Below are 21536 nucleotides of genomic sequence, written 5' to 3' on the forward strand. Positions count from 1 at the left end.
TTGCATGCCGGTTCACAGTTCTGGCGCATCAGCCTGCCCACACGCCGGTGCCCAACATCCAGGCCGATCTCTTTCAGCTCTTCCGTCATTCTTGGCCGGCCATAGCTGCCCAGGCTGAGACGGGGCGCTTCCTCGACAATATTTTCGTGGAACGGCTTTGGCGAAGCCTGAAATACGAATGCGTCTACCTGCATGCTCGGGAGACTGGATCAGAGACAAAAGCGGGCGTCGGAAAATGGATCGGGTTCTACAACCGCAAGCGACCACATTCCGCCCATGGCGGCACAACATCAGCCGTGGCCTATTGGCTGAGAAAAGACGAAATCCAAACCGATCAGCAGGAGCAAAGCGTAGCTAAAACTACGCCAGAACCTGTCCAAACATTGGGGAGTAGCTCACTGTGCAGACAAAACGGTCATTGATCGAATGTCAGCTCTCGACACGGATGGCTGCCGCGTCGTCGGACCATCAGCTTCATTGCCCGGCCACATCTCTTGATTGGGCGCCTGCGAGTTTTGCCAAAAGATAGTCCGCTACGAGGGAGACATGCGCTTCGCTGTTTGTCGACCGATGAACTGAGACGGCCACATCTGGCAGTGAGGGGAATCCCTCTCTGCCGTCGATGACCTTGAGACTTGCGGGGATAGTCGAAGCCTCCATCACCGACACGCTGGCGTTCTCGAGAATGGCCTTCTCCATCAGCCCGATACTGCGGGTGGAATAGGCCACGTGCCACGGTCGGTCGATGCGCCGCAAGGCGTCCAGGGCGATGTCGCGGCAGACGCATCCTGCTGGAAACAGCACCAGCGACAGCGGCGACGCTGGATCGTCCAGATAGTCCGGCGCAGCGACCCAGTGAAGCGGTTCGTATCGAGCTATCTCGCCCGCAACGGCATTCGTCGGGTGAGTTGCGACGACGACATCAAGGACCCGTGTATCAATTTGCGGCAGTAGATTGCAGGCATTGTCGCACGTAACTTCCAGCTGCAGCCTGGGATAGTCCCTGCCGATGGCAGAGAGGATCGACGGCAACAGGAATGTGGCATAGTCGTCTGGTGCTCCAATCCTAACCAGCCCTGCCGCTTCGGGCCGCTGGATATGTGAGAGCGCGGCGTCGGTCGCAGCGAGGATGCGATTGGCATAAACCAGCAGGGCCTCGCCCGCATGCGTGACCGCGACAGACTGACGGCTTCGGTCGAAGAGGCGCTTTCCGACGATTTCTTCAAGCCGCTTCACTTGAAGGCTCACCGCCGACTGGGTGCGGCCGACCGCTTTCGCTGCCTGGGTAAAGTTGAGATGGGCTGCCACGGCCACAAAGGACCGCAGAAGGTCGATTTCGAGGTCGCGCTTCATGTCTGGATAATAAGCAGTGCTCATCACGCTTAGCAAACCTATTCGTTTCAGAAATTCTTAAAGCTACCCTAACCTGATCTTGGAGGTGATCGGGATGTTGGGAATACTTGCTCAGAGCATGTTCGTGGCAACACGCATGTCACCCACGGCAACGATGGAACAAGGAGGGGATTGGCGCTTCGTACCGAAGCAGGAGGTCAAGGAGGAGTCCTTCGAACTGCGAAAGGAATATCGGCACATGCAATCAGCCGCGAAAAAGAAACTCTGCGAGTTCGTCCGTCTTCACCGAGCGCCTGGCGCGTTCCTGATGCCGAACGCCTGGGATGCCGGGACCGCACGTATCCTCGAAGGCATGGGCTTTCCGGCCTTGGCAACGACAAGTGCGGGGCTGGCCTTCTCGATGGGCTTGCGGGATTCCAGCGGCAGCCTGTCGCGCCAGCAGGTCTTGGACAATGCTCGTTCGATCGTCGAGGCCACATCGCTGCCCGTTTCCGCGGACTTGGAGAACGGCTTCGGTGCATCGCCGGAGGATTGCGCGCAGACCGTGCGCGAGGCCGTAACCGTCGGGCTGTGCGGTGGCGCTATCGAAGATGCGACGGGCGACCCGAGCGATCCGATCTACGATTTCGAGCTTGCTATTCAGCGGATACGCGCGGCTGTTGATGCAAGGCCTACGAAGAATTTCCTGATCACCGCCAGAGCGGAAAACTACATCTACGGCCGTTCTGATCTTGGCGACACGATTCGACGCCTGCAAGCCTTCGAACAAGCTGGAGCGGATGTGGTCTACGCTCCGGGCCTGCCGGACATCGAATGCGTTCGCGCGGTGTGTGAAGCGGTCACGGTTCCCGTCAACGTGGTCGTCGGGCTTTCCGCCACGACGTACACGGTAGACGATCTCTCGAAGACTGGCGTCCGACGCATCAGCACTGGCGGTTCGCTGGCGCGCGCGGCGCTTGGTGAGATGGTCCGCGCCGCGACAGAGCTGAAGGAGCGCGGAAGCTATTTTTACGCTGACAGGGCGATATCGGATGCCGATGCGGCAGATCACATGAGAGTTGTTCAGCGGGCCATGGGCTGATCCCGGGGATACCCAATGCCCACGGCAGTTGTTCGCAGCGCACCGACGAGTGGGCAGGTTCGGCTATCTGCTGCCATTTTCCACAACTCAGAATTTCCGAGGCTTTTGATATAATACTGCCCCTACCGGAATCGCCCCCAAGAGCGCGGGTCCAACTCACCAACGAACCAGCCAATAGCCAATCGCAGGCATCGTTTTCGCCAAAACCGAGGCTGCACTTTCGCCGCCCGCAGCCCAGATACGAAAGTTGCGGACGGAGTTGCTTGGTGCAGATACCGCTATCGCTGAAGCAGCACTCCGTCGCAGTCGCTGCACCCATGTGGTCGCAGCTCAGCAAGCGACGTCAGACCGGCCATTCCGGACCAAATGTTTTCCCGAACGACATGTTACTTTCGCTGAAGATGGTCTGTACAAACGTGATGCGGTTCTGCTGCAACCCATCGCAAGCACTGCAAGCACACCCGCATCGAAGCGGATGTAGCGTGTGTGGTCATTCGCACCTGGAAAAGCCCAAGACATAAGACCGCTCTTTTTCTGCGTGGAGTGCAGACACTTAAGACGCGGCAAAAAACTGAGTTGATGCAGTCCTCGCATGAAACTCCGGCTCAACGAGGCTTGCCAGTGAATGCAGTATTGATCGAACTCCGGGGACCACGGGAGAATTTCAATTGTGAAAAGAACTGCTGTCGCGAATAACCCGCCGGAACAAATGAAAAGGGACTGTCTGACTGCGTGGCAGATGACTCAGCCTCTTCGTTTTTCAATGAACGGTGATGAGAACAGAGGCCTCATGGGTATTCCGGGTTCTTCCATTCAGTTTGCTCCGGAGTCTTGCCCCGCGGCAAACCAAGATGAAGGAACCGATCCCTGGTACAAGAACGATGCTTTGGTCCTGCAAAACATCCGGTGAATGAGGCGCCAATTCCAATTCACTTTGCTTTCTCGATATTGGTCAAAACCCAGGATCGGTCAAAATAGGGTTCGGTGGGCGAGTAGAGCCGGAAATACGGGAACCAGGCCCTGCCTTCGAGGGTCGGAATCCAGTTGGCCTCTCCGACCTCGGGCGGTGTCGGGCCAAAATGAATACTGACACTGCCATCATCGTTGACGTCCAGATCCATACGCGAGGATTTGTCTGCAACGCCTTCCTTGTTGACGATCAGGGCGCGGGTCGCGACATCATAGACAGAGACCGACCAGAACTCGCCTGCCGGAACATCGGCTGGCACATTCAGCACATAGGATGTCCCGCCATCCAACCACTCGCCGTCGCTGTCGCGATAGGTTGAGAGATAGATCTGCCCCCAATTCGGTCGATCCGATTGCATGGCGGAGTCATTGGTAACGGCCTCGTAGAACCACTTGGCGCGGCCATCGAGCGCGTCATATGTTTCCCATTTCTGGTTGATGGGCGAAGTGGTCGCCACCTCCCAATGAGTGCCGTCGGAATAGAACGCGGCTTCGAGTCGGTCATTGGCGAAATCGTTGGCCTTTGCCATCGCTTCCCCGACCAGTGCCGCCTCTGACAGGATGCGTTCCTGCCGCCAAGTCGGATGGAAAGGCTTGCCCTGTTCGATGCCCAAAGGTTTCAGCATCGCCATGAAGAAGCGATCCCGTTCCTGCACCGGTTCGCGGCCCAGGATGTCGGCGAGGATCTCGAAATAGCCAATGCCGCGCGGATGCCAGCCCTGCCAGGGGCGCCCGTCGACCTCGATGATATTGGTGCTGTTGTCCTGCCCGATTTGCGAAACCGGAAAGATCCGGATCCCCGCCAGATCGGCCTTTTGCTGCGTCTCCTCCAGCGCCAGAAGGCGAATACCGAAGAAAATGCTGTTGGTCGGAGACTCAAAGACCTTGGCCCCTTCGATCACGGGCGCCGTCGTTCCCGGCGGATAGAAAACATAACGCCCGGGTTCAGTCATCTGCGTGATCCCGATCTGCCACATGGAGTGCGTGGCCCCACGCACCTTGGCGTCAGGCATGTCGATGACGACCGGGCCCGTCTCGGCCATGTTGATGAAGCTGAGCGCGTAAGGAGTGGTGGCGTTGGCGGTCAGCAGGCCGTATTTGTCTTCGAGATGCGGGTAATAGACGATATCCATGGACTGGGCCTGAAAATCAACTTCGTGGACCTTCTGCCATTGCGCGAAAGCCACGATGGGAATGGCCCAGATGTAGGCCTGAGTGGCGCGCTGGAAATCCATGACGTCAAAGAGGTGCGCCACAGTTTCGTCGGTCGGGTAGCCGCTTTCGAACTCGTGAGTGAAGGACAGCGGACCGACGCGGGTCTGGATGGTTTCCTGAGCGTAGGCCGCACTGGACAGGGCCAGAGCCGAAACGGTGAAGGCAATGACTTTACGCATGGCTGAAATCTCCCAATCAAGATCGCACCTCGTTTCATGGATGGCGATACCTGATGATAGGACCGCAGCGAAAAACGGGTCTATGCAGATCGTGCCAAGATTTGGGGTCTCAGGACGCAGGCGTCAGTGATGGCGGTATCGTGCCATCGTTTCCGATGGCAATTCGCCAAAATGCTCGCGATACCAGCCGGAAAACCGGCCCAGTTCGGAAATGCCCCACTGCATCGACAGTATTGTGATCGTCGCCGCGCGTTCAGTGTCGGAGACGATATCCCGGCGAATGCGGTTGAGCCGCAATTTGCGGATATAGGTTCCTGGGGTTTCGCCCAGCAGCTCGGCAAACGCCCGATGCAGGCTGCGCCGCGACGTGCCCGCTGCATTGGCAATTGCACCGATGGTCAGCGGCCCCTCGAGATTTGCGCTGATGAACTCAAGCGACTCAGAAACCACGCGAGCTTGCGCCGAGGGGGATTTCGGCTGCCGCACGTGGTTCGCGTCATGCCCAAAGTGGTCAATTACGGCAGCAAGCAACATCTCGGCGGTGATTTTTGCCTCGATCGGAGACACTCGGTCATGCGTATGTAGCCGCATGAAACCTCGCCGCAGCATGGCGGTGGTTGCCCTTGGTAACACGTCTCCGTCGATCCGCGTGCCGCCCAGGGCACGTTTGTCGATCACGACCCCGTCCTCGGCGGCAAGGTGTTCCAACAGTTCCATTGGCATTGACACCACAGCATATAGGTTGTCAGCCTCGTAAAGCGCGTGGTGTCCGTCGCCGGGATGAAACAACGCGGCGGAACCGTCCTGAATTTCACTATGAACCCAATGGCGGGCTCCTGGGGAGATCGCAAGCCCGGCACCCAGCGTCACCTGATCCTCTGACAGGGCGCCGTCCAGCAAAACCTTGCCCTGAATATGTCCTGACGAACATGTTATTCCGTCGAACTGCGTGAAGGTCAGGCTACCTGACACCGGATCATTCGACAGTTGCACCGCTTCAAGCCCGGCCCCCAGGACGGCATCGCTCAGGTCTTCGATGTTTCGAAGGTCTGCACGCTGCGTGACAGTGTTTTCCGAAATGCTGGCCCATGCGTTCATGTCGGCCTCATTCACCAATACAACGATCCAAAGTAACGCACGTTTTCCGTTCTGCATAGCTGCGCGGGTAGCTTGGCACAATCTGCATAGACGGCACGACCCTGGTCGCGGAACAATCGAACCAAAAATTCCAATCAAAAAAACAACCGGGAGTGACTTTCATGCGATCTCTGTCCAACTCCTTGGCTGCGTCAGCTTTGGCTCTGTCAACCCCTGCCGCGGCAAGCGACATCGTCGACGAGCAAAGCCTGATCGACACCTATATTCATACTTTGGGGCGGATGTTCGTGCTGAGGCAGGAACATATCGACTTCAACGAAGGCGGCTATGAGTGGAACGTCATGTTCCACCGCGAACCGGGCAAGGTGAGTTGGGCAAACCCCAATCTCGATGTCGCCTATGGCGAGGCGTGGGTGGCCGTGGACGAAAACAGTTGCACCCTGACCCATGTGCCCGAGATCACCGACCGCTCCTATACCGTCCAGTTCATCGACCCCTGGGGTGAAGTGGTGGCCAACCTCAACGAATTGCGCACCCCTGAGCATCCGCAAGGCACCTTCGCCATGTGCCTGGAAGGGGCGGATGTCGAGATTTCCGCCGAAGCGTAGTGCTGCGTAGTCAGTGTTGCGTGCCGCGTGTTGCGCCTTCATTGTCCCGTGTCCCGTGTCCCGTGTCCCGTGTCCCGTGTCCCGTGTCCCGCGTTGAGTGTTGCGCCTGCAATGCTGCATGGCGGTCAGTGGCGAAGGCCATGAACCTCTCCCTCAGTCTCGTCGCTCACCGCGTCCCGAGAAGCTTCTTCGCCCTCTGCGCGTGCTCCATACTGTCGTTGAGTCGCCCGGATTCCGGCATCCAGCCGTTCAAGGCTTCGACCCATGAGAGCTGCGACCTGAGCAACGCGATCATGGAGGCACGCATAGCGGTCCGCATCGAGGCCGGCGAAGGCGATCTCTTCGAAACGGTCGATCACCTCCTGCTGCTGGTCCTCGGTCGGGGCGTCCTCGCGGGCGAAGCTGACGACACCGGCGCGATAGGTCCACTTGTGCGGGCAAGCGTCGATCAGGTCGATCATGCCCTGGGGATCACCGCGCACGACCTCCGGCAGCGGCGCGCGCGTCACGGTCATGGGCTCGCCCGACGCATCGCGGATCAGATCGCGGTTGTCGTCACAGGCCGGCCCGCTGCGCGCGGTCAGGTATTCGACCGGCCCCGCACCGCCGCCCTTGCCGTTGGGAAAGAACTTGATCAGCAACCGGGCGGCCTCCGGTGCTGGGCGACGATCTCCGCCAACCGCCGCTCTATGCCGACCAACGCCGCCGCCACGCGCAGAGCCTCGATCTCGCTCGCCCGGCCCGCGCCGGTTGCAGCCCTCATAAGCTGGTCAGTTTACCCGGTTGTGATTGCAGGGACAATATCCGTCATTTTCGGTCTGTTCCGCGTTCTGCAAAGCCGGGTAGGCGGCGTCGAAAACCTCACCAGCATTGGTGCGGCATTGCCGTTCCTCGCGGTCGTGTTGATCTCATTGGGGATGATACTTTCCATCCCGGTGATCGTCCGCACTCTGACGGGCGACATGAACTCAGGTTGGGCCGCGTCGGCCGTTGGCACAGCGCAGAGCTTGCAACGGATGCAGGACCGGGCCGCCAGATTCAGAAAATGAAACCACAGGCGCCGGATCTGCCCTTCGATACTTGAAGTCTACGTGTAGCGACCTGCAAACATAATCGGCTCGACCTGCAATCATCCCGATTTTCGGTCCGAATTATTTGCAACTGGCCTGCAATCATCCGGCTCGGCTCACAATAAATACGAACAGGTTTTCCTATTTGTTTTCAATTGTTTGCCTTCTCATCGAAATATCCAGGCACTGAACGTAGATTCTTGGACGCGATTTCGAGACAATATTCTTCAGCGGTTGTGGCCCCGTGGATGGCCGTGCTCTGCTGCCTGGAAATCCCTCGTTTCCTGAACGGCCCAAGGGCGGCTTACCGCAATCCAGCCCTTGATGATCTGCGCGGCGAAGATGTTGGCTGAGCCCTTACTCGACATATTCGAGGAATTCCTCGATCACCTTGTTCAATGCGTCGGGCGCATTCTCCTGGGCAACATGAGATGCGTTTTCGATCAGTTTCATTTGTGCGTCAGGGAAACGTCCGTGAAGATTTTCCGCAAGCAGCCTGAAAATAGTCGGGCTATCGGTGCCAGCGATCAAAAGCACTGGTATTCGGATCTCTGAGAAAGGAAAAACTTTCAGATCTGGAAACCCGTGGTGCAAGGCCAACGCGCGGTCAGGACCGCGGTTCTCCCAAACCTGCGCCCGACGCTCCGTTGAAAGATTTTTGTAGTATCGGTTCCCCAAAACACCTCTGGCAAAGATTTCCACCGCCCGTTCCTCGTCACCGTGACGGAACGCTTTCTCAGCGGGTGCTACCGTGCCCCCGCCGAATTTCATAATGGCAAGTGCCAGTTGTGGCGAAGATATCAGAAGGCGCATCAGTTCAAGGGGCTTGGGCGGAATGCTCACATGCAATGAAATCGCCGGAGGTTCGATTAGGGTAAGGCTTCGAACCAATTCGGGAAACTGCCTTGCCAACAACAGGTCCACAAGACCACCCCACGAGTGCCCGACAACATGCGCCGGACAAGCATCGAGAGTACGCAGCAAACTGGCGAGGTCATCGACATGAGTTTGAATAGGATCAGGAGCGTCGTCGGGAATTGGGAAATTGGGCTTATGAAAGCGGCGACTGTAGGCGATTGTGCGAAAGCGTCGGGAGAACGTATCGAACTGATGCGACCACGTTCGCGCATCCGACGCGCTGCCGTGGACAAAAACCAACGGAACACCCTCACCATTTTCGAAAGTCGCGAGGGCGGTCCCGTTGATCTCTATTGATTTGGCTGCATTAAGATCCAGCATTTGCGGTATCATAGCACAGGTGGTGAATTCGAATAAGGTCCGCTCCGTCCGCTCACTGGCAGTCCAAGCCCGACCAGGCGAACGGCCCCTGTCTCGGAGATCCGCCGTTCACGCCCGACGCGGCGAACTTGCGGCGTGAGCCCAACCTGTGAGTTCGGTTTTGTCGCTGCGTGTGCATGCAGCGATAGAAATGCCGCGAGAGCAAAAGACTTGATCCCGCCACACAGTAGAAAAAGCGGTCATTGATGCAGGCCGCAGCGAGGATCGCGCCTCGAATTCAGACATCGCGAGACTTTGCTGCCTTTCCATCCATTGATTCGAGTGTCCCCTTGCGGTCTAAGTATGAACATCGTCGGACGACCAGCACTTCAGCAACAACGATGAGAGCGATGCCAGCCGGAGCAATGTGGTCTTGTCCTTCGGCAAAGACCAAATCTCTCCAGATCAGATCGCCCTAACTGTTCCATCGGTTCTGAAGCCCGACAACACCAATTTACGAGCGACTGACTTTACCAAAAGAATTCAGAACCATCCTCGTTTCCTTCTTGCGCTGACGCGCATGGTCAATTTCAAACAGCTTCTTTCCGGCCAACCAATGGGTAGACTATTGCGCCACGATATCCGGCGCGAACCAGGTGCCTTCGCGCACCTCGTTGGTGGGGCGGTAGCACCGGAAGGTCGCCGAGAAGCCGGAACCGGCCTCGGTCGGCAGCCAATTGGCCTCATTCACGCCCTCGAGCAGGTCCGGTCCGAAACCCGTGACAAGCGATCCATCCGTGTTTGTCGCCATCGGCGAGACATTGTTGAGGTTGTAGCGATCCAACGGGTTGTCGATCACAAGATAATCCGGCAGCCCGACCATCGTCACCGACCAGAATGCGGTGCAGACATCAGACGGGTTCTGCCCAGCCGGGAAGGTGATCGTGTAGGATTTCGATCCGTCCAGCACATTCCCGGCACTGTCGGCAGCGGCAGTGAAATAGATCACCTCGACCGTATCGTTGGCCCAGATGCCAATCCGGTTCACGATCATGCGCGACACGTAATCCTCGCCATAGGTGCCGATTGTATCCGTTCGGCCCCAGCCACCCTGTTGCGTGCCATAGCTTGCCGTGGCCTGGTCGACCGCAGGAACCCGATCGATGATACGCAGACGGTAACACTGTCGCTTGCGGCCGAGACCAGCACATCGCGTTCCGGAGATCCCGTCACGTTCATCGCCCGGTGCAAATCCAATACGACGGAGGCCTATGTCGTTTGGGGCGATTTTCTTGGTGACGATTCCAACGATGTGTATTCGGAGTGGAAGCGCGTCACCGTCCGGATCGGCGCGGGGCAAGCGAGAGAAGAGCGGTGGGGTGTGTCCACAGACCGCAACGCCACCTTTGCCCCCAGCTGGGCCGGAAACCTCCTGAAGGAACTCCTAGACGAAGACAGGCTTGTTCTTCAGACCATTCCCTATGGTGAGAACCCAAACACCGCGATCTTTGATATATCTGCGCTGCGCGGGGTGCTAGGGGAGTTGGCCGAGACGTGTAACTGGAGCTTTTGAGGATGCTTGGTTCGTCGCGCTGGCGTTCTAAGGCTTTTGTCGTGCCACTGTCATCACCCGAGAATATGGCTTGATCCACTTGGCCTTATCCGGGCTCAGCCAACCGATGAGCTCCATGATCTGACTGTATTCCTTAGTGATGTTGCGGTGCATGATCGGCTCATGGTGGAAAATCCGGTTCCGAAACTCACGGACATCATCGCATCTCTTGTAGAGGGCGGCGTAGGTGACTGCCGACGGCAGATCTGGGAAGGCAGCATTCAGGTTCGGCCAAAACACCGGTTCGTGTCTTGGTAGGAGCATGTTGACCCAAAACCCGAAGTTGAGTTCAGCTGTCATTCCGCCCGAGGTGACAGGACCACGGGTTCTGAGTTTGTCACGGGCTGTCTTTACAATCCGCGTCCCATTCTTCTTGATCTGAAGGAGAAAAGCTGGGTCATCCCACCATGTTTGTCCATACAGTGCGATCAATTGTGTGCAGATGGTATTGCGAAGGCAGACCTCAGAAGCGCTCAAAACCGGGAAAAATGCTTCGCTCAGTTGGATGTTCCATCCATAAAGCGCTAGTGCTCGCTGCTGATCGTGACCAGCCTCTCTAAGGTACTTTGTCAGGCGCTCCTGAGAAATTATATTTGCAACCAATGCCTTACTGCTCCGCTCGGTCCTTAACGGGTCTAGACCGTTTTTCTTGACATTCGGGCGGAAATCACCCTATATTCACATCAATCGAAGACAACTTTAGGTCTTCAACCTCTTAGATGCCCGCGACAGCCTTCACCGGTCCTCGCGGGTTTTCGCTTTTTTGGGCATAGCTATAGCAAATTCGTTGCATATTCTACGGCGGACAAATCAGTGGCTGGTCTTTACGGTTTGTCGCTAGGCGCGATGACAACTCCGAGCGCGAACATTAGCTTTGAGCCACAACCGTTGCAGGGCCACGAGTTCCCCCGTTCGACATTACGCTCCCAGATATAGGATTCATCGCCGCAATCCTGTTTAGGGCATGTGGCCCGGACCTGTCGTGGCTCAAAGCGCACCTGTTGGGCATATGAGCCTGTCTGAGGTAGAGCGTTACACGCGCGCTGCTGATCGTGAACGAATGGTCAAGTTACTGGTAAGGGTTGCCTAAAATGGGACACGCTTACTCAGAAACGGGACACACCCGCGCAACCCGCTGTAAAATAGGAGAAAAAATCGTGCAATTTATGAAATGGCGACCCCGGCAGGATTCGAACCTGCAACCTGCCCCTTAGGAGGGGGCTGCTCTATCCAGTTGAGCCACGGGGCCAGCGCGGGTTTTATGAGGGATTTGTACCGGGGTGTAAACGCAGGCCGGTGAGAAACCCGGGGTTGCGGCGGCACCGGGCGGCGGGGCCCTGGTGCCGACCTTTCAGGTCGGTGCCAGCGATGCCGACACCGATCGAATCGACCGGGACGCGGGCAGCGGGGCCGTAAAGGCGGGCGGCCCTTGCTGGCGCGACCGGGACGGGTCGCTACATCGGGATGATTTCCGCGACTTCGACCGAGCCGCTGCCATCCACGACCATCGGGCAGCCCTTTGCCATTTCGGTCGCGGCGGCAATATCGGCGGCGCTAACCACAGAATAGCCCGACAGCGGGTTGGCGCCGCCATCCTCGGCCACACCGGCGGCGCTGACGGTCTTGGACAGGCCCACCGGCGCGCCGGGCTGCACCAGGGCCGCACCCATACCACCCATCCAGGCCTGCCAGGCCGCCATGACCTTTTCACCCTCTTCCGGGCTCTCGGGGGTTTTTCCGCCGTGATAGGCAAAGATAAATTCCGGCATGATATTGCTCCTCTGTTGAAATCCGTTCAATGCAAAAGCCTGGACAATTTGTTCAGGGTCGAGACCCAGCCTTTTTCGTGGCTGTCTGCCTGCGCGTCATCGCCCAGATCGCGGTGGTCGATGATCAGGCGCGACCCGGTTTCGGTCGCCACAACGCGCAGCGTCACGTGGCTTTCGGCGCCGCGCGTATCGGTATCGTCATGCCAGGCCCAAGTCAGGCCCAGCCCATGCGGCGGCTCCAGATGCGTGACCTGGCCCGACACCTTATAGCGTTGACCGTCGGCGTTTTGCATCACCGAGTACCACGGGCCGGTGCGGCTGAAATCCAGGTCGCCTTCGGGCACATGCATGCCTTCGGGGCCCCACCATTGCAGCAGCTTGTCGGCCCGGGTGATCCAGTCAAACAGCTCGTTTGCGGGCAGATCGAATGCGCGCTCAAGATGCAGGTCAGCCATTGCATTCTTCCTTTTCACGTCGGATCGCAGCGTCGAGCCGGTCCAGACTGGTCTCCCAGAAGGTGCGGCGCGACAATGTCCAGTCGGCTATCGCCCGCAACCCCTCGGGCCGCACCGAATACAGCCGTTGCGTACCGCGCGCCCGTTGCGTCACCAGCCCGGCCTGCCGCAGCACTTTGAGATGCCGTGACACGGCGGGGCCGGTCATCGCCGCGCGGGCCACCAGATCACCGGCGCTGCATTCCCCCTGATCCATCAACTGCTCGACAATCGCCAGGCGCGTGGCATCGGACAGGGCGGAAAAGGTGCTGCAGAGGGCGTTCATGCCCACTATTTAACACAATAGTTAAATAAGGTACAGCCGGAATGCCCACCCGGCCCGGCGGTCCGGTTCAGACGGCGAATTCGGCGGCGCCGTAGCCCTGCAGGAACAGCAAACCGGTCAGATCGCCAAAATTGATGCGCGTGTCGCATTGCGCCGCCACCGAGGGTTTGGCGTGCAGCGCCACGCCGGTGCCGGCGCGCTGCAGCATCCCAAGGTCGTTGGCCCCGTCGCCGACCGCAATCACCTCGGCCTCGGAGATGCCCAACCGCCTGGTGATCTGCTCCAATGCTTCGACCTTGGCCGCGCGGCCCAGGATGGGCTGCGCCACCTGACCCGTCAACTTTCCGTCCTGGACCAACAGCGTGTTGGCCCGGTTCTCGTCAAAGCCCAGGCGCGCCGAAACCGCCGCCGTAAAGGCGGTAAATCCGCCCGACACCAGCGCCGCATGGCCACCATGCGCCTTCATCGTCGCCACCAGCGCCTTGCCCCCGGGCATCAGGGTGATGCGTTGCTCCAGCACCTTTGCGATCACCGCCTCGTCCAGACCCGCCAGCAGCCCGACCCGCTCGGTCAGGGCACCTTCGAAATCCAGTTCTCCGTTCATCGCCCGTGCGGTGATGTCCTTGACCCGCGCACCGACGCCGGCCTCGTCGGCCAGCTCGTCGATACATTCCTGCTGGATCATCGTGCTGTCCATGTCGGCCAGCAGCATTTTCTTGCGCCGCCCCTCTGCCGGCTGCACCACAAGGTCGATCCGCAGGTTCTGAACATCCTCCCAGACCTGCCATTGATTCGCCGGGCGATCCTGCAGCGGGAATTCGGCGGCCACGTCCGGGGCCAGCCACTGCACCGCGCCACCGCCCCAGGCATTGCGCAGCGACTCGACCAGAGCCGGGTCCAGGCAGGGTGTTTCCGGGTTGGTCAAAAGGGTCGCGATATACATGGGTCAGTTTCCGATAGGCGACGGGAATGTCGCAATTGAGAGATCAAGCGGCGCTATAGCCGCGTTTTTCCACTTGTTAAACCCCGCGACCCGCCGTATCCCGTCCGCGGGACACCCCTCCCCAACGAGGGGCGAATATCTGAAAGGGTAGCATTCATGGCTATTGCACAACCGGCGACGCGGCCGGCCAATCCGCGCTTTTCCTCGGGCCCCTGCGCCAAACCCCCCGCCTTCGATCTGAACAAGCTCGCCGACGCCCCGTTGGGCCGGTCGCATCGCGCCGCCGTGGGCAAGGCCCGGCTGAAGGCCGCGATCGAAGAAACCCGCGAGATTCTGGGCGTGCCCGCCGACTACAAGATCGGCATCGTGCCCGCCTCGGATACCGGCGCTTTCGAAATGGCCATGTGGAATCTGCTGGGCGCTGGTCCGGTCGAGATGCTGGCCTGGGAAAGCTTTGGTTCGGGCTGGGTCACCGACGTGGTCAAGCAGCTGAAACTGGATGCGACGGTCAAGACCGCCGATTACGGCGAGATCGTCGATCTGGCGACCGTGAACTGGGATGCCGATGTGTGCTTTACTTGGAACGGCACCACGTCGGGCGTGCGCGTGCCGAGCGGCGACGCGATCCCGGTCGACCGCGGCGGACTGACCCTGTGCGACGCCACCAGTGCCGCTTTTGCCATGGACCTGCCGTGGGACAAGCTGGATGTGACGACCTTTTCCTGGCAGAAGGTGCTGGGGGGAGAAGCCGCGCATGGCATGCTGATCCTCAGTCCACGCGCGGTCGCCCGGCTGGAAAGCTATGCACCGGCCTGGCCCCTGCCCAAGATTTTTCGCCTGACCAAAGGCGGCAAGCTGATCGAGGGCATCTTTACCGGCGCCACCATCAACACCCCGTCGATGCTGTGCGTCGAGGACTATCTGCAGGCGCTTGACTGGGCTCGCTCGGTCGGCGGACTGCAGGGGCTGATCGGCCGCGCCGATGCCAATGCACAGGCGATCTGGACGTTCTGCGAAAGCCGGGACTGGATCGCCAACCTGGCGGCGGATGCGGCCACACGCTCGACCACCAGTGTCTGCCTGAAATTCACCGATGCCCGCATTACCGACGGCGCAAGCTTCGCCAAGGCGATCGCCAAGCGGCTGGAAGAGGCAGGCGTTGCTCTGGATATCGGTGCCTATCGCGATGCCCCCGCCGGGCTGCGCATCTGGTGCGGCAGCACGGTGGAAACAGCCGACATCCAGGCTCTGCTACCCTGGCTTGAATGGGCCTATGAAGCCGAAGTCGAGACACTGGCCGCCACCGCCTGAATTCAGCGACCCCGGTCCCGGGCCTGACCCGGGACCTCTTTCTTTCTTCCAGCCCCAGGAGGCCCCGGATCAGGTCCGGGGCGCGTAGGAAAATGACCAAACCCAAAGTACTCGTATCCGACAAGCTGTCCCCCACCGCCGTACAGATCTTTCGCGATCGCGGCATCGATGTGGATTTCGAACCCGATCTGGGCAAGGACAAGGACAGGCTGGCCGAAGTGATCGGCAAATATGATGGTCTTGCCATCCGCAGCGCCACCAAGGTCACCGAAACCATTCTGCGCAATGCCGACAATCTCAAGGTTATCGCGCGGGCCGGTATCGGCACCGACAACATCGACAAGGAGGCCGCCAGCAAGAAGGGTGTGATCGTGATGAACACGCCCTTTGGCAACATGATCACCACCGCCGAGCACGCCATTGCGATGATGTTCGCCGTGGCCCGGCAAATCCCCGAGGCCAGCGCCAGCACCCATGCCGGGAAATGGGAGAAATCCAAGTTCATGGGCGTCGAACTGACCAGCAAGACCCTGGGCGTGATCGGTGCCGGCAATATCGGCGGCATCGTCTGTGACCGGGCGCGCGGCCTGAAGATGAAGGTGATCGCCTACGATCCCTTCCTCAGTGCCGAGAAGGCGGCCCAGATGGGCGTGGAAAAAGTCGAGCTGGACGAGTTGCTGTCCCGAGCCGATTTCATCACCCTGCACGTGCCCTTTACCGAGCAGACCAAGAACATTCTCAGCCGCGAGAATCTGGAGAAGACCAAGAAGGGCGTGCGCATCATCAACTGCGCCCGCGGCGGACTGGTCGACGAAGAGGCACTGGCCGATCTGCTGAAGTCCGGCCATGTCGCCGGTGCCGCCTTTGACGTGTTCGCGGTGGAACCGGCCAAGGAGAACCCGCTGTTCGGTCTGCCCAACGTGGTCTGCACGCCGCATCTGGGAGCCGCCACCACCGAGGCGCAGGAAAACGTCGCACTGCAGGTGGCCGAGCAGATGTCGAACTATCTGCTGACCGGCGCGGTGGAAAATGCGCTGAACATGCCCAGCGTCACCGCCGAAGAGGCCCGGGTGATGGGTCCCTGGATCAAGCTGGCGGGACATCTGGGGGCCTTCATTGGCCAGATGACCGACGAGCCGATCCAGGCGATCAACATCCTGTATGACGGCTCGGTCGCCACGATGAATCTGGACGCGCTGAACTGTGCTGCGGTTGCCGGCATCATGAAAAAGGCAAATCCCGAGGTGAACATGGTCAGTGCCCCGGTCGTCGCCAAGGAGCGCGGCATCAAGATCAGCACCACCAACCAGGACAAGTCCGGCGCTTTCGATGGGTATATCAAGGTGACCGTGGTCACTGAAAAGCGCGAACGGTCCATTGCCGGTACGGTGTTCTCTGATGGCAAGCCGCGATTCATCCAGATCAAGGGCATCAACATCGACGCCGAGATCGGTGCGCACATGTTGTACACTTCGAACGAGGACGCGCCCGGCATTATCGGCACGCTGGGCCAGACCATGGGTGAAAACGGCGTCAACATCGCCAATTTCACCCTGGGCCGCGCCGACAAGGGCGGCGAGGCGATCGCGCTGCTGTATGTCGACGAAGAAGTACCGGCACCGGTTCGGGAAAAACTGGCAGCAACGGGCATGTTCCGCCAGATCAAGCCGCTGGAATTCGACGTCGCTTAATTGACCCTGTCAGGCCCCTGGGTACACCCTGGGGCCCGATGCTCTCGGGCCAGGGCGGTCCGGCGCCGGTTCTGACGCCGGCGCGCGTTCATCATCACCACACACAGAAACAGCTGCATCGACACAAGACTGAGCACAGAGCCAAACCGGACCAGCTTGTCTCCGTGATCGCGGATCGCCAGCGCGTTTCCCGGCACCAGAGTCGCCACCCCGCCAGCCGAAAACGCGAAATGCGCCCGCGGCAACAGCCCCTGCGCCGCCTGCGGCACAAGGTGATAGTAAAAGGCGAACACCGAAAACCCGACCCAGCCCAGCAAGTTCAGGTGCGCATGCGCCGGTGCCAGCAAGTGATCGTCGCCGCCCGCCATCTGGATGCCCCACCCCATACCCAGGATTACCAACAATATCGCCGTCAACAAGAATGCAGGCGACAGACCTATCATGGCAATTCCTTTCCAATTCCCGGACAACCGCACGCCCTGCGCGTGCCAATGTTGACCGAATGCCCCGGACGGGTCCGGCAACACGCCCAAAGCTGCATCGCGGTGTTTTCCCAATTTTTTCAACATGTTTTTCCGGGAACAGGATGGCGCATGAGTTGTTGTTCTTCACCGGCTTTGCGTTGATGCGCTTCTGCGTGACGGCTCGACGGTGCAGGCGGCACGACGGATCGGTCTGTCACAACCCGCCGTCTCAGCCGCGTTGGGGCGCCTGCGGAACAGCCTGAACGACCCGCTATTCGTGCGCCATGGCCAGCGGCTGCAGGCGACGGATTACGCACGGTCGCTGGCCCTGCCTCTGCGTCAGGCGCTGGAGTCGATCGAAACCCTGATCGCGGGGCCACCGACATTCGACCCGATGCAGGCAACCGAGACGTTCAAACTGTCGGGCAGCGATTTCTTTGCCGAGATGCTGATGCCGGCCCTGGGCGAGCAATGCGCGCGCATCGCCCCCGGAATTCGGTTGCAGCTGGTCGATCTGGTGCCCGGCGGTTTCTTCGAAACACTGGCCGGCGAAGACGTGGATCTGGCACTGATCCCGCAACCGACGCTGCCCGGCTGGGCCGATTGGCGGCCTCTGTTTCGCTCGCGCCTTGCGATGATTGCCCGGCGTGACCATCCGCGCCTGTCCCGGGCCGGTCTGCAACCGGGCATGGCGATGCCCATCGATCTCTTTTGCGCCCTCGGGCATATCCTGTTCTCGCCGCAGGGCAATTTCCGCGCCATGGGGGATACCGCGCTTTCGGCGGCCGGTCGCAAGTGGCGTGTGGTCATGACCGTGCCGGTTTTCTACGGGGTCTGCAGCGCAGTGGCCGAAAGCGATCACGGGGCATTGGTACAACATCAGTTCGCGCATCGGATCGCCACGAAGCTGGCGCTGGATGTCTATCGCCCGCTACTGCCCATGCCATTGCCATTGATCGGGATGATCTGGCACAAGCGGGTCAGCGGCGCACCGGCCCATGTCTGGCTGCGCGACCGCATTGCCGACCTGCTGGAGCCTTTGAATGACGCCGAGCCGCCGATCGATCCCACGCCCTGACCATCTGCGGGGCGACCGCGTATGAGCAACACGCCCATCTATGTCGTGGGGGACATTCACGGCCAGATCGATCAGTTGTACGAAGCGCTGGACCTGATCACGGCAGAAGGTGGACCCGAGGCCGAGATCGTGTTTCTGGGCGACCTGGTGGATCGCGGACCGGACAGCCGGGCGGTGATCCGGCTGTTGCTGGACGGATTGGCCGCGGGTCGGCGCTGGCATGTTCTGAAGGGCAATCACGACCAGATGTTCGCGCGCTTCATGGCCAGCGGCGAAACGCGGAATACGCGCGTCCGATCAGGTGTGGACTGGCTGCATCCGCGCGTGGGCGGGTCGACGACACTGGCCTCATACGGGTTGGACGACATCGCCCGGATGCGGCCCGCCGCGGTTCATGCCGCCGCGCGCCAGGCGGTGCCGGCGGAGCATGTGGCCTTTGTCGACGGGCTGACGCCTTACCATTTGCGCGACGACGTCCTGTTTGTGCATGCCGGAATCGCGCCGGGAGTCGCTCTGGCCGATCAGTCCGAGGAGGACCTCTTGTGGATCCGCGAACCTTTCCTGAGTTTCGCCGAACCGCACCCCTGGCTGGTGGTGCATGGCCACACCGCGCTGCAGATGCCGCATCATTTCGGCAACCGTATCGATCTGGATGGCGGCGCCGGGCATGGCAGGACGCTGTACCCGGCGGTTCTGGAGGGGCGCGACTGCTGGTTGCTGACCCGGGGCGGCCGGGTTCAACTGGTGCCCTGAGTCCGCCGACTCAGCGCCAGTCCAGAACCACCTTGCCGCTCTGGCCGGATTTCATCGCGGCAAATCCCTTTTCGAACTGATCCACGCCGAACCGGTGGGTGATCACCGCGCCGATATCCAGACCGTTCTGCAGCATCGCGATCATCTTGTACCAGGTCTCGAAAATCTCGCGGCCATAGACGCCCTTGATCGTGATGGCCTTGAAGACGATGCGCGACCAGTCCACCGGGGATTTTCCCGGCGGAATGCCCAGCATGGCGATGCGCCCGCCCATGGTCATCGCCTCGACCATCTGATCCAGGGCACGCTGATTGCCCGACATTTCAAGCCCGACGTCAAAGCCCTGGGTCATCTTCAGCCGAGAGATCACCGGCGCCAGTTCCTCGTGGGCGACGTTGACAGGCACCACGTCAGCCACCTTTTCCGCCAGCGCCAGCCGGTCCGGGTTGACGTCGGTGATCACCACATGGCGCGCGCCCACATGGCGCGCCACCGCCGCCGCCATGATGCCGATCGGGCCGGCGCCGGTGATCAGAACGTCCTCACCCACCAGATCGAAACTCAGCGCCGTGTGCACCGCGTTGCCCAGCGGGTCGAGAATGGCGCCGATATCGTCGCTGATCTCGTCCGGCAATGGCACCACGTTGAACGCCGGCAACCGCAGATATTGCGCGAAAGCCCCCTGTTCGTTGACCCCGATACCGCGCGTCGCCGGGTCCAGGTGAAACTTGCCGGCCCGGCTCTGCCGCGAGGTCTTGCCGATCAGATGCCCTTCGCCGGAACAGCGCTGACCGATCTCCAGCCCTTCGACATTGCCGCCGATCTCGACGATTTCACCGGCGAATTCATGGCCTGTGATCAGCGGCACCGGTACGGTCTTCTGCGCCCAGTCATCCCAGTTCCAGATATGGATATCGGTGCCGCAGATGCCGGTCTTGTTGATCCTGATCAGCACATCGTCGGGGCCGATTTCGGGTACGGGCGCCTCGACCATCCACAGACCCTCGGTGGGATGGGACTTTTCCAGCGCCTTCATCGTGTTTTTCATGCGATCACCCCCGTTTCGCGGCCTGCGGCATCAAACGCCGCCAATGCCTGATCCAGCGCGTCGCGGGTCAGGGCCGCGTTCATCTGCGTGCGGATCCGCGCCTGTCCGCGCGGCACGACCGGAAAGAAAAAGCCCGAGACATAGACGCCCCGTTCAAACAGCCGCGCAGCCATATCCTGCGCCAGCTGCGCCTCGCCCAGCATCACCGGCACGATCGGGTGTTCGCCCGGCAACAGATCAAAGCCCAGCCGTTGCAGACCGGCGCGCCAATAGGCGGCGTTTTCAAACAGCCGCGCGCGCAGATCGTCGCCCTCTCGCACCAGTCGAATGGCCGTCAGCCCGGCGGCGACGATTGCGGGCGGCAGCGAATTCGAGAACAGATAGGGCCGCGCCCGTTGCCGCAACAGGTCGACCACCGGTTGCGGTCCGGCGACATAGCCGCCAATGGCCCCGCCCAGCGCCTTGCCCAGCGTTCCGGTCAGGATGTCCGCCCTGACATCGAAATGCGACGGAGTTCCGGCGCCATGCGGCCCCATGAATCCGGTGGCATGACAGTCATCGACCATCAGGATCGCGTCGAAGCGGTCCGCCAGCGCGCGGATCTCGGGCAGTTTCGCCAGGTATCCATCCATGCTGAACACGCCGTCCGTGGCGATCATCACATGCCGCGCGCCATCAGAGCGGGCGGCTGTCAACTGCGCCTGCAGATCCGCCATGTCGGAATTCCTGTACCGGTACCGCCGCGCCTTGCACAGCCGGATGCCATCAATGATCGAGGCATGGTTCAGCGCGTCCGAGATCACTGCGTCCTCAGGCCCCAACAACGGCTCGAACAGGCCGCCATTGGCGTCGAAACAGGCGGCGAACAGGATCGAATCCTCCATGCCCAGGAACCGGGCCAACTGCGTCTCGAGCTGCCGGTGGATGTCCTGGGTGCCGCAGATGAACCGCACGCTGGCCATGCCGAACCCCTTTGGCCGCATCGCCCCGGTGGCGGCAGCGATCAGATCGGGATGATCGGCCAGCCCCAGATAGTTGTTGGCACACAGGTTGATCACCTGCCGGTCGCCGACGGTGATCTGTCCGCCCTGCGGCGAGGTGATCAGGCGCTCGCGCTTGGTCATTCCCTCGGCTTCGATCTGGTCCAGAACGCCGGTGATGTGGGTCAGAAAGGTATCGGACATGTGCAGCTCCTCCGAGTCGCCATCTACTATAGCGGAGACGATTCCGGAATAGGAGATTTCCGATTTCTCGGAAATTTTCCGCCATCGCGGATTTTTGCGCTCGGCAAGGCTG

22 protein-coding genes, 1 tRNA gene and 2 pseudogenes are annotated in these 21536 nt (G+C 60.3%); 9 read left to right on the top strand and 16 right to left on the bottom strand.

What is annotated here, in order from left to right; genetic code table 11:
- Nucleotides 1–137: pseudogene (locus ACFMPD_RS15175) on the bottom strand (IS3 family transposase); the annotation flags it as partial.
- Here ACFMPD_RS15175 and ACFMPD_RS15180 point away from each other — a divergent pair.
- Nucleotides 123–422: pseudogene (locus tag ACFMPD_RS15180) on the top strand (integrase core domain-containing protein); the annotation flags it as partial. The pseudogenes ACFMPD_RS15175 and ACFMPD_RS15180 overlap by 15 nt on opposite strands.
- Before the next feature lie 52 nt (nt 423–474).
- On the opposite strand, the gene ACFMPD_RS15185 reads toward ACFMPD_RS15180, so the two are convergent.
- A complete protein-coding gene (locus ACFMPD_RS15185; RefSeq protein WP_380996184.1) occupies nt 475–1377 on the bottom strand; it encodes a LysR family transcriptional regulator in 903 nt (300 codons plus the stop codon).
- 70 nt (nt 1378–1447) lie between these two features.
- Between ACFMPD_RS15185 and ACFMPD_RS15190 the strand changes: the two genes are divergently transcribed.
- On the top strand, nt 1448–2434 hold the full coding sequence (locus ACFMPD_RS15190; protein WP_380996187.1) for an isocitrate lyase/PEP mutase family protein: 987 nt from the start codon (nt 1448–1450) through the stop codon (nt 2432–2434).
- A gap of 929 nt (nt 2435–3363) precedes the next feature.
- Here the strand turns inward: ACFMPD_RS15190 and ACFMPD_RS15195 are convergent.
- Both ACFMPD_RS15195 and ACFMPD_RS15200 read right to left on the bottom strand, forming a co-directional pair.
- Entirely contained in the window at nt 3364–4638 is a 1275-nt protein-coding gene (locus ACFMPD_RS15195; protein WP_380996190.1) for a DUF1214 domain-containing protein, read from the bottom strand.
- Nucleotides 4639–4920: 282 nt separating this feature from the next.
- A complete protein-coding gene (locus tag ACFMPD_RS15200; RefSeq protein ID WP_380996193.1) occupies nt 4921–5952 on the bottom strand; it encodes a helix-turn-helix transcriptional regulator in 1032 nt (343 codons plus the stop codon).
- 140 nt (nt 5953–6092) lie between these two features.
- Here ACFMPD_RS15200 and ACFMPD_RS15205 point away from each other — a divergent pair, with 140 nt between their 5' ends.
- Nucleotides 6093–6503, top strand: a complete 411-nt coding sequence (locus tag ACFMPD_RS15205) for a DUF1254 domain-containing protein (protein WP_380996195.1) — start codon at nt 6093–6095, stop codon at nt 6501–6503.
- 125 nt (nt 6504–6628) lie between these two features.
- On the opposite strand, the gene ACFMPD_RS15210 is transcribed toward ACFMPD_RS15205, so the two are convergent.
- Nucleotides 6629–7144: a hypothetical protein gene (locus ACFMPD_RS15210; RefSeq protein ID WP_380996197.1), complete on the bottom strand. Its 516-nt coding sequence runs from the start codon at nt 7142–7144 to the stop codon at nt 6629–6631.
- Nucleotides 7145–7192: 48 nt separating this feature from the next.
- Here ACFMPD_RS15210 and ACFMPD_RS15215 point away from each other — a divergent pair, with 48 nt between their 5' ends.
- Complete coding sequence (locus ACFMPD_RS15215) at nt 7193–7552, top strand: hypothetical protein (protein ID WP_380996199.1); 360 nt, start codon at nt 7193–7195, stop codon at nt 7550–7552.
- 378 nt (nt 7553–7930) lie between these two features.
- Here ACFMPD_RS15215 and ACFMPD_RS15220 read toward each other — a convergent pair whose 3' ends face one another.
- Together ACFMPD_RS15220 and ACFMPD_RS15225 are read right to left on the bottom strand one after the other, a co-directional pair.
- Nucleotides 7931–8812 (bottom strand): alpha/beta fold hydrolase, encoded by an 882-nt coding sequence (locus ACFMPD_RS15220; RefSeq protein ID WP_380996202.1) that lies wholly within the window; start codon nt 8810–8812, stop codon nt 7931–7933.
- 604 nt (nt 8813–9416) lie between these two features.
- On the bottom strand, nt 9417–9845 hold the full coding sequence (locus tag ACFMPD_RS15225) for a DUF1214 domain-containing protein (protein WP_380996275.1): 429 nt from the start codon (nt 9843–9845) through the stop codon (nt 9417–9419).
- 60 nt (nt 9846–9905) lie between these two features.
- Between ACFMPD_RS15225 and ACFMPD_RS15230 the strand changes: the two genes are divergently transcribed.
- A complete protein-coding gene (locus ACFMPD_RS15230) occupies nt 9906–10364 on the top strand; it encodes a hypothetical protein (protein ID WP_380996205.1) in 459 nt (152 codons plus the stop codon).
- Between the two features lie 27 nt (nt 10365–10391).
- On the opposite strand, the gene ACFMPD_RS15235 is transcribed toward ACFMPD_RS15230, so the two are convergent.
- From ACFMPD_RS15235 to serB, 6 genes are all read right to left on the bottom strand, one after another.
- Nucleotides 10392–11006 (bottom strand): hypothetical protein, encoded by a 615-nt coding sequence (locus ACFMPD_RS15235; RefSeq protein ID WP_380996208.1) that lies wholly within the window; start codon nt 11004–11006, stop codon nt 10392–10394.
- 569 nt (nt 11007–11575) lie between these two features.
- Nucleotides 11576–11652, bottom strand: a tRNA-Arg gene (locus ACFMPD_RS15240).
- Between the two features lie 205 nt (nt 11653–11857).
- Nucleotides 11858–12172, bottom strand: a complete 315-nt coding sequence (locus ACFMPD_RS15245; RefSeq protein WP_380996210.1) for a YciI family protein — start codon at nt 12170–12172, stop codon at nt 11858–11860.
- 26 nt (nt 12173–12198) lie between these two features.
- A complete protein-coding gene (locus ACFMPD_RS15250; RefSeq protein WP_380996213.1) occupies nt 12199–12627 on the bottom strand; it encodes an SRPBCC family protein in 429 nt (142 codons plus the stop codon).
- Entirely contained in the window at nt 12620–12952 is a 333-nt protein-coding gene (locus tag ACFMPD_RS15255; protein ID WP_380996215.1) for an ArsR/SmtB family transcription factor, read from the bottom strand. Before ACFMPD_RS15255 ends, ACFMPD_RS15250 begins: the two co-directional genes overlap by 8 nt.
- Before the next feature lie 67 nt (nt 12953–13019).
- The gene (gene serB / locus ACFMPD_RS15260; RefSeq protein ID WP_380996217.1) at nt 13020–13895 is read right to left on the bottom strand and encodes a phosphoserine phosphatase SerB; all 876 of its coding nucleotides are present in this window, start codon (nt 13893–13895) and stop codon (nt 13020–13022) included.
- A 156-nt stretch (nt 13896–14051) separates the two neighbouring features.
- Between serB and ACFMPD_RS15265 the strand changes: the two genes are divergently transcribed.
- Together ACFMPD_RS15265 and serA are read left to right on the top strand one after the other, a co-directional pair.
- Nucleotides 14052–15206 (top strand): phosphoserine transaminase, encoded by a 1155-nt coding sequence (locus ACFMPD_RS15265; protein ID WP_380996220.1) that lies wholly within the window; start codon nt 14052–14054, stop codon nt 15204–15206.
- Nucleotides 15207–15298: 92 nt separating this feature from the next.
- On the top strand, nt 15299–16897 hold the full coding sequence (serA, locus tag ACFMPD_RS15270) for a phosphoglycerate dehydrogenase (RefSeq protein ID WP_380996222.1): 1599 nt from the start codon (nt 15299–15301) through the stop codon (nt 16895–16897).
- On the opposite strand, the gene ACFMPD_RS15275 is transcribed toward serA, so the two are convergent.
- On the bottom strand, nt 16894–17316 hold the full coding sequence (locus tag ACFMPD_RS15275) for a hypothetical protein (protein ID WP_380996224.1): 423 nt from the start codon (nt 17314–17316) through the stop codon (nt 16894–16896). The genes serA and ACFMPD_RS15275 overlap by 4 nt on opposite strands.
- Nucleotides 17317–17530: 214 nt before the next feature.
- Here ACFMPD_RS15275 and ACFMPD_RS15280 point away from each other — a divergent pair, with 214 nt between their 5' ends.
- Both ACFMPD_RS15280 and ACFMPD_RS15285 read left to right on the top strand, forming a co-directional pair.
- Nucleotides 17531–18439: a LysR family transcriptional regulator gene (locus tag ACFMPD_RS15280; RefSeq protein ID WP_380996278.1), complete on the top strand. Its 909-nt coding sequence runs from the start codon at nt 17531–17533 to the stop codon at nt 18437–18439.
- 21 nt (nt 18440–18460) lie between these two features.
- Entirely contained in the window at nt 18461–19192 is a 732-nt protein-coding gene (locus ACFMPD_RS15285; protein WP_380996226.1) for a metallophosphoesterase family protein, read from the top strand.
- Between the two features lie 10 nt (nt 19193–19202).
- Here the strand turns inward: ACFMPD_RS15285 and tdh are convergent, their stop codons facing one another.
- The gene (gene tdh / locus ACFMPD_RS15290; RefSeq protein WP_380996229.1) at nt 19203–20240 is read right to left on the bottom strand and encodes an L-threonine 3-dehydrogenase; all 1038 of its coding nucleotides are present in this window, start codon (nt 20238–20240) and stop codon (nt 19203–19205) included.
- Nucleotides 20237–21424 carry a glycine C-acetyltransferase gene (locus tag ACFMPD_RS15295; RefSeq protein ID WP_380996232.1) on the bottom strand — a complete coding sequence of 396 codons (1188 nt, stop codon included), beginning with the start codon at nt 21422–21424 and terminating at the stop codon, nt 20237–20239. Before ACFMPD_RS15295 ends, tdh begins: the two co-directional genes overlap by 4 nt.
- Nucleotides 21425–21536 lie beyond the last annotated feature (112 nt).

Origin of the sequence: Sedimentitalea sediminis (assembly GCF_042687825.1) — a bacterium.
Classification (GTDB): Bacteria; Pseudomonadota; Alphaproteobacteria; order Rhodobacterales; family Rhodobacteraceae; genus Sedimentitalea.

What these genes read in the sequence shown, in the direction of transcription:
- ACFMPD_RS15195 (WP_380996190.1), bottom strand. Translation starts at nt 4,638, where the DNA reads ATGGATTTCCAGCGCGCCACTCAGGCCTACATCTGGGCCATTCCCATC.
- ACFMPD_RS15215 (WP_380996199.1), top strand. Translation starts at nt 7,193, where the DNA reads ATGCCGACCAACGCCGCCGCCACGCGCAGAGCCTCGATCTCGCTCGCC.
- serA (WP_380996222.1), top strand. Translation starts at nt 15,299, where the DNA reads ATGACCAAACCCAAAGTACTCGTATCCGACAAGCTGTCCCCCACCGCC.
- ACFMPD_RS15225 (WP_380996275.1), bottom strand. Translation starts at nt 9,845, where the DNA reads ATGATCGTGAACCGGATTGGCATCTGGGCCAACGATACGGTCGAGGTG.
- ACFMPD_RS15285 (WP_380996226.1), top strand. Translation starts at nt 18,461, where the DNA reads ATGAGCAACACGCCCATCTATGTCGTGGGGGACATTCACGGCCAGATC.
- ACFMPD_RS15220 (WP_380996202.1), bottom strand. Translation starts at nt 8,812, where the DNA reads ATGCTGGATCTTAATGCAGCCAAATCAATAGAGATCAACGGGACCGCC.
- ACFMPD_RS15250 (WP_380996213.1), bottom strand. Translation starts at nt 12,627, where the DNA reads ATGGCTGACCTGCATCTTGAGCGCGCATTCGATCTGCCCGCAAACGAG.
- ACFMPD_RS15255 (WP_380996215.1), bottom strand. Translation starts at nt 12,952, where the DNA reads ATGAACGCCCTCTGCAGCACCTTTTCCGCCCTGTCCGATGCCACGCGC.
- ACFMPD_RS15265 (WP_380996220.1), top strand. Translation starts at nt 14,052, where the DNA reads ATGGCTATTGCACAACCGGCGACGCGGCCGGCCAATCCGCGCTTTTCC.
- ACFMPD_RS15245 (WP_380996210.1), bottom strand. Translation starts at nt 12,172, where the DNA reads ATGCCGGAATTTATCTTTGCCTATCACGGCGGAAAAACCCCCGAGAGC.
- tdh (WP_380996229.1), bottom strand. Translation starts at nt 20,240, where the DNA reads ATGAAAAACACGATGAAGGCGCTGGAAAAGTCCCATCCCACCGAGGGT.
- ACFMPD_RS15200 (WP_380996193.1), bottom strand. Translation starts at nt 5,952, where the DNA reads ATGCAGAACGGAAAACGTGCGTTACTTTGGATCGTTGTATTGGTGAAT.
- ACFMPD_RS15190 (WP_380996187.1), top strand. Translation starts at nt 1,448, where the DNA reads ATGTTGGGAATACTTGCTCAGAGCATGTTCGTGGCAACACGCATGTCA.
- ACFMPD_RS15185 (WP_380996184.1), bottom strand. Translation starts at nt 1,377, where the DNA reads ATGAGCACTGCTTATTATCCAGACATGAAGCGCGACCTCGAAATCGAC.
- ACFMPD_RS15295 (WP_380996232.1), bottom strand. Translation starts at nt 21,424, where the DNA reads ATGTCCGATACCTTTCTGACCCACATCACCGGCGTTCTGGACCAGATC.
- serB (WP_380996217.1), bottom strand. Translation starts at nt 13,895, where the DNA reads ATGTATATCGCGACCCTTTTGACCAACCCGGAAACACCCTGCCTGGAC.